At 59.3% G+C, this 15389-nt stretch carries 10 protein-coding genes and 1 other RNA gene; 6 read left to right on the top strand and 5 right to left on the bottom strand.

The features are described 5' to 3' along the window. Window positions 1-78: 78 nt before the first annotated feature. Window positions 79-1089 carry an aldo/keto reductase gene (locus tag KUV45_RS10100; protein WP_222162952.1) on the bottom strand — a complete coding sequence of 337 codons (1011 nt, stop codon included), beginning with the start codon at window positions 1087-1089 and terminating at the stop codon, window positions 79-81. Between the two features lie 226 nt (window positions 1090-1315). Between KUV45_RS10100 and KUV45_RS10095 the strand changes: the two genes are divergently transcribed. Beyond that, entirely contained in the window at window positions 1316-2278 is a 963-nt protein-coding gene (locus KUV45_RS10095) for a hypothetical protein (protein WP_206936943.1), read from the top strand. A gap of 349 nt (window positions 2279-2627) precedes the next feature. Next, window positions 2628-3446 carry an isocitrate lyase/phosphoenolpyruvate mutase family protein gene (locus tag KUV45_RS10090; RefSeq protein ID WP_224852052.1) on the top strand — a complete coding sequence of 273 codons (819 nt, stop codon included), beginning with the start codon at window positions 2628-2630 and terminating at the stop codon, window positions 3444-3446. 363 nt (window positions 3447-3809) lie between these two features. Here KUV45_RS10090 and KUV45_RS10085 read toward each other — a convergent pair whose 3' ends face one another. The 3 genes from KUV45_RS10085 to ffs all read right to left on the bottom strand — a co-directional run bounded on the left by KUV45_RS10085 (window position 3810) and on the right by ffs (window position 5915). Beyond that, window positions 3810-4280: a hypothetical protein gene (locus tag KUV45_RS10085; protein WP_222162950.1), complete on the bottom strand. Its 471-nt coding sequence runs from the start codon at window positions 4278-4280 to the stop codon at window positions 3810-3812. Between the two features lie 3 nt (window positions 4281-4283). Next, a complete protein-coding gene (locus KUV45_RS10080) occupies window positions 4284-5399 on the bottom strand; it encodes a PAAR domain-containing protein (protein WP_222162949.1) in 1116 nt (371 codons plus the stop codon). Window positions 5400-5818: 419 nt separating this feature from the next. After that, an RNA gene (ffs, locus tag KUV45_RS10075) (signal recognition particle sRNA small type) lies at window positions 5819-5915 on the bottom strand. 373 nt (window positions 5916-6288) lie between these two features. Between ffs and KUV45_RS10070 the strand changes: the two genes are divergently transcribed. The 3 genes from KUV45_RS10070 (at window position 6289) to KUV45_RS10060 (ending at window position 10627) form a co-directional block, all read left to right on the top strand. After that, window positions 6289-7512, top strand: coding sequence for an acetyl-CoA carboxylase biotin carboxylase subunit family protein (locus KUV45_RS10070; protein WP_206936942.1), 1224 nt, complete (start codon window positions 6289-6291; stop codon window positions 7510-7512). A 173-nt stretch (window positions 7513-7685) separates the two neighbouring features. Beyond that, window positions 7686-9713 carry a hypothetical protein gene (locus tag KUV45_RS10065; protein WP_222162948.1) on the top strand — a complete coding sequence of 676 codons (2028 nt, stop codon included), beginning with the start codon at window positions 7686-7688 and terminating at the stop codon, window positions 9711-9713. A 155-nt stretch (window positions 9714-9868) separates the two neighbouring features. Next, complete coding sequence (locus KUV45_RS10060) at window positions 9869-10627, top strand: TlyA family RNA methyltransferase (protein WP_206936939.1); 759 nt, start codon at window positions 9869-9871, stop codon at window positions 10625-10627. A 35-nt stretch (window positions 10628-10662) separates the two neighbouring features. Here KUV45_RS10060 and mscK read toward each other — a convergent pair whose 3' ends face one another. Continuing rightward, a complete protein-coding gene (mscK, locus tag KUV45_RS10055) occupies window positions 10663-14085 on the bottom strand; it encodes a mechanosensitive channel MscK (protein ID WP_222162947.1) in 3423 nt (1140 codons plus the stop codon). Window positions 14086-14236: 151 nt separating this feature from the next. Here mscK and KUV45_RS10050 point away from each other — a divergent pair, with 151 nt between their 5' ends. Then, window positions 14237-15337: a phospholipase A gene (locus KUV45_RS10050; RefSeq protein ID WP_206936936.1), complete on the top strand. Its 1101-nt coding sequence runs from the start codon at window positions 14237-14239 to the stop codon at window positions 15335-15337. Window positions 15338-15389 lie beyond the last annotated feature (52 nt).

Raw genomic sequence — 15389 nt, 5'->3', positions numbered from 1 at the left:
TGAACTTGGTATAAACCCTTCGAACCTGGCATAGACCTTGTGAACCTGGCACCGACCTTCACCATCATGACGCTCGGGTCAGCCGGCAGGATCGAATTCCTCAGTATCGATATCGGCCTGCTGGACGTCACTGTAGCGTCGCCCTGCTACCTGGTCGGGGGTCAGCATGGCGTTGAGCAAGGCGAGCACGCCTGCATCCAGGCTCAGCGCCTCCGCGGCCAGATTTTCTCGCTGATGCGACGGGTCACGGGAACCCGGGATCGGAATGACATCCGCCCCCTGCCCTCGCAACCATGCCAGCGCAAGCTGCGCCGGAGTGCAGCCCTGCTGCATGGCGATGTCTTCAAAAGACGCCAGCAGCGACAGGTTGTGTGCATAGTTGGCGCTGGAGAAGCGCGGCATGCCACGCCGCATATCGCCCTCTTCCAGGTCCTCAGGGTGGCGTAGGCGACCGGTAAGAAAGGCACGTCCCAGCGGACTGAAGGCCACCAGCACCGTGCCAGCCTCGCGACAGGCGTCGAGCAGTGCAATCTCGGGGTTTCGCGTCCACAGCGAATACTCGGACTGGACCGCCGCCACCGGATGCTCCGCCTGGGCACGCCGAAGCGTCGTGGCGGATACCTCGGACAAGCCTACCCCGCCAATCTTGCCTTCCTGCTCAAGCCGCCCCAGCTCCCCGACACTCTCCTCCACCGGCACCTGGCGATCCAGCCGATGGAGGTAGTAGAGATCCAGATGATCCGTACCGAGCCGTGCGAGGCTCTGCTCGCACTGGCGTCGCAGAGTCTCTGGGCGTCCGTCGATGCGCTTGGCGCCAATCGATGCATCGAAGGCCATGCCGCATTTGCTGGCAAGAAAGACCTCCTCTCGCAGTCCCTTCAGCGCCTGCCCCACGACCTGCTCATTGCGTGTCTTGCCGTAAAGCGTGGCGGTATCGAAGTGCCGATATCCGGCGTCGAATGCCTCACGAATCACCTCTACCGCACGGGCCTCCGGCAAGGGACTGCCGTAGGCATGGGAGACGTTCATACAGCCCAGACCGATCGCTGGTGCACTCAAGCGGGCAAGGCGCTGAACCACGTAAGACATGTCGGCTCCATGGATTGGTCATGAAAAGGTAACAGAACGCTCATCGTACGATGCTGATATTAATCCTTCTAGGCGAATCATTTCGCCCCTACCATATAGCTGTCGCGCAACAGACACGTCCCACGGCCCCCAGGATCAGCGAAGTATCGGCAACGCCCTGTGCCCGACGAAGATAACGCGCCTCCAACAGAAAAAAAACGAACCCCCACCAAAGGATAGCAACGCAGTGGAAAACTTCTCGATCGGCGTGGACATCGCCACCAGCCTGGCGATTCTCGGTGCCTTTGTCTCCTGGACCCTGGATAACCATCGCCAACGTCGCATGGCCAGAGAGGTCGGCATCAATGACCAGGCACGCGCCATCGCGGTCACCAAGGTTCAGGAAACCACCATTCAGCTGTCAAAAGACTTCAACAGCATGATCACCATCGCCGGCAAGATCGAGCGTCGATTGAACCGGCTGTGGAAGCAGGATGGCGTCGATGCCGTGCAACGGCATATCGAGAACAATGACAGCTACCTGCAGGATGTCAGCAGCGACCTCCAGGACTTCAAGGGCGAGGTGTCTCGCTACTACGAGAGCTGCCACGTTCACAAGTATCTGCTGTTTCCCGTGCTCGGAAGCTTACCCGAAGGAGACGAGATGGTAGCCAGCGTCAAGCGGGACTTTGATGACATCGCCCGCTGCCACGACGAAATCAACTCCGGCTACGCCCACCTGATGCGTGAACTCGAGACCGCCGTGGCCCTGGCGGCAGAGCTGCAGGCCACCGACGAGGATGACGCTCAGCACCCCGAGATCAAGAAAAAGCTGGTCAACGCCGTCAGTAGCATCGCCTACGATCCAGACTACAAGGACTTCACCCACTACTTTATTCCCGATGGTCAGGAAGAGGCCTTTTACCGGGAGTACGACAATCGGGAAATTCAGGATCGCGAGCTAAGCGGCCAGGTCATCGGCAACCTCTACGGGAGCCTGCTGAAACACCCCGCCCGACCACAGGCCATGTGCCTGCTGTTGGCGCGTCAGTCGATCCAACGGACTCGTACCGAGTGCAAGGAAGTCCTGTGCTCGCTGAGTGCCGTGGCGAGTGTGCTGCTGGCCCGTAACGAGGGCACCACCCTCTCGGCAGAAATTCAAAAGCTCAAGTCAGACGACTACTTCGCCCTCGACCGCGAGATTCGCTGATTCTCCCGCCCCACCAGCCCCCTCCCAAGCTGCTCTTGTGCCGGTGCAGCTCGGGAGGGGGTCACTGCACGCCTATCTGTTGCTTTCATTCTCGGTTCGTCCCAAGGTGTTCTTGATGCCGTATATGCCGCTGTTTGGCTGATTCGCTGTGATCGCGATATCGAGACTCAGAAAATATTTGTAATAAACATTAAGAATCAAATTAGCTAGACATGAGCTTTTTATATAATTAAATGTGGTAATGCAAGGCATGATACCTTCTGGGCTAGAAGGAATATCGATCAAGTGAAAAGCGTTTTGCAGAGTTAAGTCCAACCTCTCATTAAGGTGATAACGATTCAAGGGCGTGATGGATATGAAAAAACCGGATTCGACTTTCCGTGACCTTCACAAGGACGGTCTACTGGTACTTGCCAACGTGACGGATGCCGGTAGTGCACGCATTGTTGAGTCCCTAGGCTGCAAGGCCGTAGCGACCAGTAGTGCTGCTGTGGCCTGGTCGCATGGCTACCCGGATGGAAATACGTTACCCCTTGAGTTGCTGAGCAATACCGTCCGCTCCATGGCGCGAGTGTTGACGGTACCGCTAACGGTAGATATCGAAGGGGGATACTCTCATGATCTCAATAATGTCTCGCACGTTATTAACTCCGTTATTAAGGCGGGAGCGGTGGGCATCAACCTGGAGGATGGTAGCGAGAGCCCTGATCTCCTATGCCAGAAAATCGAGGTAGCCAGGAGCGTTGCCAATCAGCTGGGGGTGGATCTGTTTATCAACGCGAGAACGGATATCTATTTAAAAGCACTAGTGCCGGTCGGGGAAAGGCTTGAAGAAACGGTTAGGCGTGCTTCGCTATATTCCGAGGCTGGAGCAGATGGTGTGTTTGCGGCGGGAATGGTAGAAGCCAATGATATAGAAGCGCTTTGTCAGTCGACTCGACTACCGGTCAACGTGCTGTTTCGCGAGAATTTGCCTGATCAGGGTGAGCTGGAGCGTCTAGGCGTCAAGCGGTTAAGTGCTGGTTCAAGCATCGCCGAATTACTGTATGGAGCGAATGCCGCCATTGCCAAGAACTTTCTACAGACTGGCTGTCTTACAACACAATCACTAAATGCGTATACCTACCAAGAGCTCAATAGCATGATGGCAGGGGCGAGCACCACCTGAGTCGAACGATACTTTATACAACATCCCCACCTTATAATGAGCTGGCTATCCCGGTAGAAAGGAGTGGTGGCACAAGAATGTATTGATGTTACCTGACCTCTTTGAGATTTATGAGGATCGAGTGGTAAAAAGCATGTTTTTCCGTGCGTAGATTGATGCCCCTCGGCGGCAAAGGAGATGGTGTTATCCACATCTTTGTAATGACCACAGATCCCCCCTTCCCGCACTAGACTTGCTCCCTCCAAAATTTCATCCGCCCTTCTACCTTCCCAGTTTCTTTTGAAGAGAAAGCATATCCTTGATGTCGTAGGTAAGTGCTGTCAATATATCTGGTATGTCCTTTGTTTTGTCATATCATTACAGTCAAAGATCACTTTCACAGTAGAACCAGTGTTCGACCTCGGTTCTTTTGCAGAAAGCATAATAACTTTTATCATTTTCTTCTATCGCCGTACTAATGTCGTCCACGATCCATTCCTCAATACGGTTGTCAGAGCTATATTTATAATATCTCTGTGGAGGTACAATATCAATCCACACATCAATATCATAAAATGATGTGCACTCTCCCGCACTGCAACTAAATGAAGAACCTGTGAGCCCTGCCTCCCTCATTCTTTCACGAACCCACCTCACGTCATCTTCCTCAAGACCATCTGGTCTAAAATAGCTCGACCTTACAATGATCGTGTCCCCATCATACATCTCTTCAAGCTTACCTAGTATATCCTGCATCCTAACCAAGACGTCATCAGGGGGCTGCTTTGGCCATAGATACACTAACAAGCTGCCTGTAAGCAGTAATGCTACACCCTCGTTGACTCTCTTCTTCATTGTTTATATTCTCCGGCTTCTTGCTAATGCACAGTCGTGACGTACTTTTGCCCCTTGCCTGATTGGGTAAGGGGCTGAGGCTACTTTCTGCATCACGATGTCAGCAGTAAGCGCTGAAGGGTCAGGGTATTCATGGTATAGCTCGAACCCTAAACGTATTGAGAGGTTATCTGTCACATCGTCAAACTTACGCAGACTAGGCCACCTACCAGGAGTCTCTGATCTATATGTGATTTCCTGATCATCATGCAGAGTGTCGGAGCCAATCTGCTCAAGCCCAGCACCATCCAACATCCGCCCTTCAGAAAAGCCACAGTACAGGCTGACATAGCCGTAGTGAATATTCGCCCATATATCGTAGTAGTACTCGTATTCGCCGTATTTGTGATGGTATCGGTAGGAGGACTTGCCGAGTGAATCAAAATCTCTGTCCTGTAGGATTAGGTGTTTATGATCCCAATCACCATTTTCCCTCACCATCCACGCCCACAGAACAAGGGCGCATACCCTACTAGGAACCTTCGGCATCAAGAAGTTGCGGATACTCGCCAGCGTGGGGTAGTCACCTCCCATGCTGTCCATCTCTTGTGTGAGCACCTCGATGGAAAGCTCGCTACTCTGTCCGTTCCAGAGTGACATCATCCGGCCTGGCCGAGACACGACATTCCTCTGAATCTCACCCACGATGAACGCCGCCAGGTCCAGTGCCTGATCGGGATGGTTACAAGGCGCCTCGGCTGGTTCCGTATTGGCGAAGGAGTGGCGGATTCCAGCACCAGAGTACTGTCTTCGTTGTGCTACCGCTGAGTCGTAGAGGGCCTGTGCGGAAGGCTGGCGATTATCTCCCAGCGCATGCACGCCATTCATGGAAGAGAGCAGCGTTGCTCCGCAGGCGGTGTGACAGCCGTGGAAGGCAACAGATTTACCATTTACGGTAAAGGTTGGATGCCCCTCAACGATGGGGCAGACACCATGTCCCTTCTGTGGGCAAGCCACCATATCGCCCACCACCGCCACAGGTGTACCGTTAACAAGATAGCTAGCTTGGGCAGTGACGACCGTTCCGCCATGACTGGTCGAGTCGCCCAGCAGGATAGTCCCATCCCCTGGATTGAACATTCCCTACCCCCACTTCCATATGAGCCGAAAAGTCATCCTAGCGCTCTAGGCGATGTCTCGGGGGAGCAGGTTGTGCTGTAGAAGCCAAGCAACGCGTCACCTCAGAGCATGCAGGAAATGGCTAACGGGTCTGAGAGTGCTGTCTCAACAAAGCGACGGTACCAGACACCATGACGTGACCTGAACAGATAAGGCGCGCTGGGGCTCTTGCGCTGACGAGAAGATGAGCGGAGCTTTGATGGCCGAGGCTTTGCTGACCGAGGCTTTGATGGGCAGGGCTCTGGAGAATCTTGGTCTGTTGGCTTTTCAACAGAGGAAGGCGCTGATTCGGGCATCTTTGTACCACCTCGTTGTACCACTGTGGGTCAATGAGGGGAAAACCTGCGAATCATCAAGGAGGGGGCCTGAAATGGAGGCAGCCCCGACAGCCACATCCCGGCACACGCGTCCACCACTACCGTTGCTCCCTTCCGGGCCTGGCGGGGTTTGCGGTCTAGCGTTGCGGGAGGACCGACGGGGCCACCACAGCGAGGCAGAGTAACGATTCTACTGCCTGTGCCTGAAGCGCTGGCATGCTGAACTCTCTCATCTTGCCTTTCAAGAGGTACTCTTTTGGGGAACACCTCAAGGACAAGACCTTCGAAATCAGCCCCTTGCCTCAGAGCGCGTGCACTATACCAAGGTCGCGCCTTGGCCACAAGGGTAAACCCAGTAGACTTTGCCTTTCCGGCCTAAAGACGGCCGATATGTGAGACTTCCCCCCTAAAGCTGTATGGTGAAAGCCTCTTATTGCCTGGGAGCGCACCTTTCCGGGCACCGTCATTTGAGGATAACGACGACCGACGATTCCGACCTCACGCACCTACATGCCTGTTACAGGAGGCGCTGCATGAACAAGGACCCCAATAAAGGCTACATCGCCCTGCTCGGCTGGAGCTTGAATGCCATCGAAGCCGCCGAGAACTTCGATCGCCGCTACGTTGTGGTGGCACCGGACTGGGCCGAGGACTACTGCAAGCAGCACGACATCCCCTATGTCTCCTGGAACTTTGAGCGACTCAATGATCGCTCCATGGAGATCGCCGAAACCTTGCGCGACATGGGCGTGGACGTCGCCATTCCGCTGTTCGAGGAAACGGTCGAATGGTCTGGCGCCATCAACTCGGTATTGCTGGACAACCCCCGCCTCTACGGCCAGTCGCTGCTGCTGCGCGACAAGGCACTGATGAAGCGTCGCGCCCAGCTTGGGGGCATCCGCGTCGGCATCTTCGAAGAGGCCCACGATCACCAGGACGTGATTCGCTTCCTCAAGCGCGTCAACCAGACCTTGCTCAAGCTTGATGGCGACCCCAACGACCCCATCCATCTGAAGGCCTTCGACAAGGCGGGCTGCCTGGGTCATCGGGTCATTCGCACGCCAGACGAGGTGGACACCATCCCGGAGGAAGAATTCCCGGTCCTGATGGAGTCCCACCTGGATGGCTGGGAGTTCGCCGTCGAGGCATGGATTCACAACGGCAAGATCGCATTCCTCAACATTTCCGAATACGTGACCTTGGGCTACTCCGTGTTTGTCCCGGCCTCACCGGAGCTGGAGCGCTACCGGGAGCAGATTCGGGTACAGATCGAAAAGCTGATCAAGGCCTTCGATATCGACTTCGGCCTGATTCACCCGGAATACTTCGTCACCAGCGACGGCGAGATGTACTTCGGTGAAGTGGCCTATCGTCCCCCTGGCTTCAAGGTGTTCGAACTGCTGGAGCGGGTTTACGGCTTCAACGCCTATCAGGCCAGCATGCTGGTCTTCGACCCCAAGACAACGGCCGAGGAAGTCGCGGACTTCTTCCCCAAAGAGGTGGTCGACGCCAACGGATTCGCAGGCTGCTTTGGCGTTTACCCCCGTCGTCGTGTGGTCAGCCGTCTGGAAATCCCGGAGTCGGTGGAGGACCACCCCTACTTCGAGTCCCACGAACTGACTGCGCCCCTGGAAGAGACGGTGACCAAGCGCACCGCCTTCGGCACCCACTGGGGACTGGTGTACTTCCGTGGTGACGATGCGCACACCCTTCGAGACCTGCTGAAAGCCCAGGAAGACGAGGACTACTACGTCTAGGCGCCGGGCCAACCGTTCATAAAGGCGTCACCACGCGTTATTGCCCCCGTCCACGGTGCCGATGCCTGCACAACGACACCGTGGCACGCGGCGGCGTTGCACATTTGCGCCAGCGTCACGCATCATACCGGAACGGCTAGACGCCCTCGCCCACCAACCGCCCAGGAGCCGGAGTGACCTCCCCTGACATCTCCCCCACCGACAACGACAAGCTGAAGCGACTGCTGGTCAAGTTGGACGATGCCATCGCTGGTCTTGAGGCCGCTGCCGCGTTCGCCAAACCAGGCAAGCTCCCCCATGTACTCGACATCTGCCGCCGGGTGCTGCTGCAGCCCGATGGTTGTGCGCAGCTGGAAACGCGAGCACAGCGCCTGGAGCAGGCCGGTGTCTTTGACGGTTCCGACTGGGCCTACCCCCACATTCTCATCCCGTCGCTGACCAGCCACTCGCTAAAGAGTGCCGACGCGCAGCTGGTGGTGATCGAGGTGCTGAGCGAGCTGCGTATGCTGGCAGTGGCCAAGCAGCAGTACCGACACCCCTTGATCTCGAGTGAAGGGGCTCACCGCTATCTGACCCAGGTCATGGCCATCAACCTGCCGCTGCTGTTCTCGGCTCCCAGCGAAGCCGAGCGGGAAACCCAGGGACGACTGGCCCAGATCCCTCGCGCGCTGTTCCAGCACCTGGCCAACCGGGTCGGTTACGAACACGTCATCGACGAGCTGATCAGCGAAATCTGGCGGATACTCCAGCAGCGTCCGATTCAGGTCGAGCCGGTCAAGCAGATGGTGACCCAGATCGCACTCTGCCAGGCCAACCCGAATATTGATCTGGGCGCCAGCGGCCAAGGCGCGGACCGCCTGGTCAGCTCGCTGTTCGGCCCGACCCAGGGCTGTCGCGAAGACCCCGGCGTGGAAGTCTTTCGGGAGCGCCTGACCGCCATGGATGCCAGGGCACTGCAATACGAAGCCAGCGGTTTTGCCCGGGCCATGCATGACACGGGACTGGTGTCACCCTATCACCCGGTCCTGCTCAGGCACCTGCTGGACCTGGGCGACAACCTACTGTCGGAAGCCCTTGGCCTGTCGTCGACCGGACGTGATTGTCTGCTGTGCTATCGGGACCTGGTGCACAGCATGATTCGCACCGCGATTCATCCCCAGACAGCCCAGGCGGTCTACGGCCTGGCCCTGACCCTGGAGCGCGGCATTCTCTATCAGCCCCCCGTAGCCCCCGCCCTGTGGAGGCAATTGGGTCTCACCTTGTCGGACTGGTCAGAGGCGCGCCTGCATGCCGCCTTCGGGGACGCAGTGTCACACCGCGCCCGACTGATGGAGGGCGTGCTGTGCATGCTGGGCCTGCCCCTGGGGGTCGGCCAGGGCAACAACCCCACCTGCCAGTCCGCTCGCGCCCTGTCCATGTGGGCCTACAACGATCCGGACTACCTGCTGCAGATGGTGACCTGGGCAGCCAGGGATGATGAAATCATCATGCACTTCGAGGGCCAGCCAATCTCGTCCCGCGACAGCGAGTCAGGGGTTGCCCAGACCTTGCCGCTGGATCTCGACCCGGTGTCATTGCTGGTGGTTCCCCACCTCGATCGCATCTATGCGGAAATGGGGCGCCGCTGTATCGGTCGCGAGGGAGACCCCCACCGCTGGGTCAATCCGGAATTTCACGGCTGGTGGGCCGGCCGTGGCTTTGGCATCAACGTCGACGTCGCCACCGGGCAACTGGCCGATGTGGACATCTTTTTGCGCCACTTCTATGCCAGCTACCACCCCTACTACAACGGCAACCAACCGCTGATTCACCCGCAACCTGCCGGCATCGCGGTCACCGATAGCGCCGGCCGCTTCATTGGCTGGCACGCCATCACCATCCTGCGCGCCTCCCTCGATCCCGCCGGCGACATGCGGGTCTACTTTTTCAACCCCAATAACGACAGTGGTCAGGACTGGGGCCTGGGCGTCAAGGTCAGCACCTCTGGCCAGGGCGAGCGCTTCGGTGAAGCCTCATTGTCCTTCGAACAGTTTGCCTCACGCCTCTACATCTACCACTACGATCCACTGGAGCATGGCGAGCTCGCCCAGGTGAGGCAAGAAGAGCTGGACCGGGTCATCGCCATGATTCAAGAGAGCTGGGGGGCAGACAGGATTCCGGCGGGGGGCCTGCAGGCCGTGGACAGCAGCAACCCTGGGTGACACGCAGCACGGTAAATTCTGCCCCACCTCCTGACCGGCCTTTTGGTTAATCCCTCAAGCGACCTCTCGTTCAAACCGTGGGCGCACCCGTCGTGAGAGTGGCGGCGCCCATGGCATAATGCCGCCGCATCTCACGTCAGGAACGTTCTATCGCCATGCTTCGTCTCGACCAGCTTCTCGTGAGCCAGGGGTTCGCCCGCTCTCGTACCCGCGCGCAGCGCTTGATACGCCACGGCCGCGTCAGCCGCCTGTCAGATGGCAAGGTGCTCACCCGCCCTGGTGAGAAGTGCCCTGAAGACCTGGCACTCCAGGTGGAGCAGGATCCGGAAGATCGCTACGTCTCACGGGCAGGACTCAAGCTGGAAGCCGTGCTACAGACCCTCGGGTTATCTCTGGAAGGCCTTCGCGTACTGGATGTGGGCCAATCGACCGGCGGCTTTACCGACTGCGCACTGGCAGCCGGGGCGCGGCACGTGGTGGGTGTCGAAGTCGGCCATGATCAGCTGGATGCCAGCCTGCGCGCCGACAGCCGGGTCACCTGCCTTGAGGGGCTAAACGCCCGCCACATGGCAAGCGCCGCGCCGCTGCTCGAGCTTTTGGAAAGGGATGGGCGCCCGGACGTCGCCGTGATGGACGTATCCTTCATCTCGCAGACGCTGATTCTTCCGGAGCTGGCCAAGCTGCTGGCGTCCGACGCCCTGCTACTGTCACTGGTCAAGCCGCAGTTCGAGCTGGGGCCAGGCGCAGTCGATCAGCGTGGACTGGTCAGCGACCCGCGCCGCTACGCCGACGTCGAACAGCGGATTCGCCGCTGCTGCGACCTGCACGGATTCGACATCCTGCACTGGCAGGAGAGCCCGATCCTTGGCGGCGACGGTAACCGTGAATTCCTGCTTCAGGCCCGACGCCGTTGACGGCAAGGGCCTGAATCCACACTGCGCGCTCGCGATCAGCGCCCCCCGGCATCGCCACCGCCATCTGCGCCACCCTCTCCACCGCCGATACCGACATCCCCTGGGTCTCCCTTGGCGCCGGGAGGGGGGTGACCATCGCTAGGGTCGGCATACTGGCGCTGAATACCTTTCCACACGTCTCGCTGGCCCGACCGCCGTATATGCACATCGAGTTGATCGAAGGCGATACGAATACCGTTTTCGGCAAACAGGTCCCCGATGCGACCGTTCAGCTCATCCGTGGCGAGCAGACGGTCCCCCAGCGCATTCACGTAGATACGCAGCTCGTATTCCATGGTGCTGGCGGTGTACGCCATAAAGTAGATCTCTGGAGGCGGATCGGTCAGCACCCGCTCGTTCTCCTGGGCCGCCTGTTCCAGCAGACGATGCACCAGACTGCGATCCGCGTCATGACTGACCCCGTATTTCAGGGTGACCCGCGTCACGCTATCTGACAACGACCAGTTGATCAGCTGATCGGTAACAAAGGTCTTGTTGGGGATGATGATTTCCTTGCGATCAAAGTCCGTCACCGTGGTCGCACGGATGCGAATACGACTGACGGTACCCGTCAGGTTCCCCAACGTAATGGTGTCGCCGATACGCACCGGGCGTTCAAACAGGATGATCAGGCCGGAGATAAAGTTGGCAAAGATCTCCTGCAGGCCGAAACCAAGACCCACACCAAGCGCAGCCACCAGCCACTGCAGCTTGGACCAGGACACGCCGAGGGCACCCAGCGTCATCACCGAGCCGGTACCGACGATCACGTATGACAGCAGCGAACTGATGGCATAGGCACTGCCCTGCTTCAGTTCCAGCCGCGACAGCACCATCACCTCGAGCAGACCCGGCAGGTTGCGTGCCAGCATCATGGTAATACCGGCGATAAACAGCGCGACCAGCACGTCGCCCACGCTGAGGTTGTCCTCCAGCGCCTCGCCGCCTTCGCCCATGGCACCCTCGACCAGGGTGACATTGTCGAGATACCCGATGACCGCCAGAAAGTCAGCCCACACCACATACAGCATGGCGGCGAAGCCGATGGTCAACAGCAGCTTGGACAGCCGCAGCGATTGCTGGTTGACCTGTTCCATGTCTAGCGGTGGCTCCTCGACGATATCCAGGCCGCTGTCATCCTGGCTCAAGGCCCGCCGCCGCGCCAAGGCGCGGCGGTACGCCAGCCGCCTGGCCGCCACGGCCAAGCCGCGGACCACGGTCGCCTCGACCAGTATCCATACACCGAGCAAATACAGGGAGATCACGAAACGGCTGATCAAGCTGAGCGAAGAGTAGACGTAGCCGTAGAGCACCGCCCCAGCCAGCGCAATCGGCACCAGCGCCAGGGCAAGCCCGAGCACCAACCTGAACAGCTTGACCCCGAAGAATGGCGTATGCGCCAGGATCAGCTTGGACAGGGCCACGCTCATACCGAGCAGCCCCACCAGCAGCAACCCGAGCCCCAGCGGACGCTGATTGAAGGTCAGCGCGGCATCCCGGGCGTGGGGAGCAATCAGCAGCACCGGGGCCAAGCTCACCCCCAGCCACAGCATCCACCAGCGCAGCTTGGCGGCGTACTTGACCGGCCAATGGAAATGCCGGGTCGCGACCCCGTCGTTCACCAGCAGTCGGCGCGACCAGGCCACCACGCCCCAGGCCAGCGACAGCTGCAGTACGGAGTGACCGATATCCACCGCCACCTCAGACCCGCCCAGCGTCAGCAGCAGCCCAAAGGCCACTAGGCACAGTGGCCCCGGCGCGGCAATCAAGGCGTTGAGGGCAATCGCCCTCGGCGTGTGCAGCTGGCTATCGAAGCGCAGGCGGCCGATCTGTTCATGAATTTCGCCTAGCCTGCGCAGAATGGCCCGGCGCAGTAACAACAGCAGGGCCACGACCAGCAGCACCGGCGCCGCTATCCATCCCCCAGGTCCGGGCCACTGCCAGTGTGTCGGCAGCACCTGCCGCCATTCTCCCTCGCGCCACTCCATCAGCAGGTTCTGGGGAATCTTCATCATCCACCCCAGGTCGATGGGGCGGGCGTTGGCGACCCAGAACAGCTGTTCATCGATGCTCGAGCGCAGCTCAGCACTGATATCCAGCAGCTGTTGCTGGTTGAGCTGCAGGTCGATGGCCGCACTCAGGATTTGACCGTAGGTGGGTTCCAGCTGGTTGATCAGCTCCCGGCGGGAGTCAAGCAGCTGCACAAGGGGCTGAACCAGGGGCTCCGGGTTGTCTACCGCGGCCTCGTCAAGCGCCTTGCGTGCCATGCTCTCGGGGGATCGCAGTGCCTCTCGCTCACTATCCAGCTCGAACTGGGCCAGGCGCACATCGGCAATCTCATCACGCAGCCCGGGGCGCGGCTGCACCTCGGGCAGTGACTGACGCTGCTCACGGAGAATGCGAGACAGCAGAATACTGCCGCGCACGGCTTCGATGTTCTGACTGAGCCCCTGCTGCAGACGACGCACCCTTTCAAGCTGACGCCTGACTTCCAGCCCATCCCGCACCAGATCATTGGCCCGGGACGTCGCATTGAGCAAGTCCCTCGACAGCTCCCGATTGGTGACCTGGGCCGCCTGAATGACCGGATGCTGCGACACTGCCTCAGGCTCGTCACGCACCGCATCGGCAATCGCCCGCTCGGTCTGCTCGCGACGCAGCTGATCAAGTCGTCCCTGTAGCGCGGACACCCAGGCTTCCTCGCTGGCGGCTTCCAGTTCGAGCAGCTCCAGGCGCTGCTGCAGCACTTCGCGCATCCGCGTGTTGGTCGTCAGCTGACGCTGGTGAAAATCCAGCTGTGCGTCGGCCAGTGCCTGCTGGGCTCTCGCCGCCAGGCGCTGTGGAGCATCGTCCGGTAGATCACGACGGTTCAGCTCCTCCAGCGACAGACGCGCATCGTCCATGGCCTGATTGGCCTCCGTGATGGCCTGTTGCGCGCGCTCCGGAAGCGTCTGGGCGCCCAACAGCTGACTCTGCACACTGGTGAGCGTGTCCTGGGTCGACTGAAGCACACGAGCAGCGTCACTCAGACGCTGCTCCACGGCAGGTATCTGCAGCCCTTCCAGCTCCGACAGGTCATGGGACTCATCTTCCTCTCGCTGGCGCAACGCCTGCTCCAGCGCCGCCAGACGTTCGGGTGCCTCCTCCAGGCGTCGCTCGAGACTCGCCATGTCTCGCTTGACGTCCTCAAGCTTCTCCAGGGAGTCAATCGCCGAGGTCAACGCATCGATATCCTGTTGCGCCGCAGCACTGGGGGGATCACTGGCATTGGCGATACGCTCGTCCAGGCGGGACTGCAGCTCCTGCTTATCGGGAAGCCCCCTGTCGGGAGCTTCCTGAGCGGCCACCGGAAAGGCCGCAAGCGCCAGGCAGAGCAAGCAGGACAGCAGCACAAACAGCGCGGAACGAGGGCTTGGCATCTTAAGGAAATTTCCTGTCGCAACGGGGTGAAAGGCGCGATTTTCAACCCAGTGTGTCAGTATGGCAATCCAGTGCAAGATTCTTTCATGAAGTTGACTCGTGCTGCCGCCATGGTAGAACAACGCCTCAACCTGTCCATTGGATCATCCTATGAGCCGCCCCGCCCTCCATTTATCCTTGCTACCCACCCTGCTGGTGCTTGCCATCGCTGGGCAGTCGGCCCAGGCGGCAAGCCTGACTGAGGCAGAACGCTCGGCCAAGGAAGCCCGCGTTGAAGCGCTCAAGGCCGAACTTGCCAGGCTGGAAAGCGAGCTCAACGACGATGAAGCCCAGCAGGAGACCGCCCAGGCCCTGACGGGCACGGCCGGTGAGGCTCCGGACACCACTGGCTTGCCAGCGTCTGAAGAAATCGTCGCCCAGGCGTCCGGCAAACCTATTGAAGAGACGGTTGAACAGCGTCGCCTGCTGGAACGTGAGTCCGCGAGCAACCCCTTCGCGATCACCACCCACCGCCGCAACTACATCTTGCCGGTGACCTACAACAGCAGCCCCAACGAGGATGCATTCCGCGCGGACGACGACGACCCGAACATGGACAACACCGAACTGAAGTTCCAGTTCAGTGCCAAGTTCAACCTGGCGGAAGATCTCGTGTTCGACAATGGCGATCTGTATTTCGCCTACACCCAGAAGAGCTGGTGGCAGGCCTACAACGGTGATGAGTCATCGCCCTTCCGTGAGACCAACTACGAGCCGGAGTTCTTCCTCGAATTCCAGAACGACTACAAGCTCTGGGGCTGGACCAACGTCAGCAACCGTATTTCCCTCAACCATCAGTCCAACGGCCGCTCGGACCCCCTGTCGCGCAGCTGGAACCGCGTCATCGGCACCACCGCCTGGGTCAACGACGAGTGGGCAGTGGCCGTCGCACCCTACTGGCGCGTGCCGGAAGACGATAACGACGATGACAACCCGGACATCGAGGACTACATGGGCTACGCCGATATCACCGTGGCGCGGCAAATGTTCGGAACCCATGAAGCTAGCCTGATGATGAGGGGCAATCCTGACGAAGGTAACTACGGCAGCCAGCTGGATTACTCCTGGCCGCTGTTCGGCAAGGTGCGTGGCCACCTGCAGTACTACTACGGCTACGGCGAAAGCCTGATCGACTATGATGAGCGTACCAACCGCTTGGGGATTGGCTTCAGCTTGAACCCGCTGTTTTCGGCGGGAAGCTTCAGTCCCTGATAAGGTGCTAGCGTGAGTCGCAGGTCCGGCGCCCTGGCGAGCCGCCTTGCCA

Source organism: Halomonas sp. DP3Y7-2, assembly GCF_019800795.1.
GTDB lineage: Bacteria > Pseudomonadota > Gammaproteobacteria > Pseudomonadales > Halomonadaceae > Halomonas > Halomonas litopenaei_A.
Note: the sequence above shows the minus strand (reverse complement) of the source record. Positions and strands in the feature narration are given on the sequence as shown.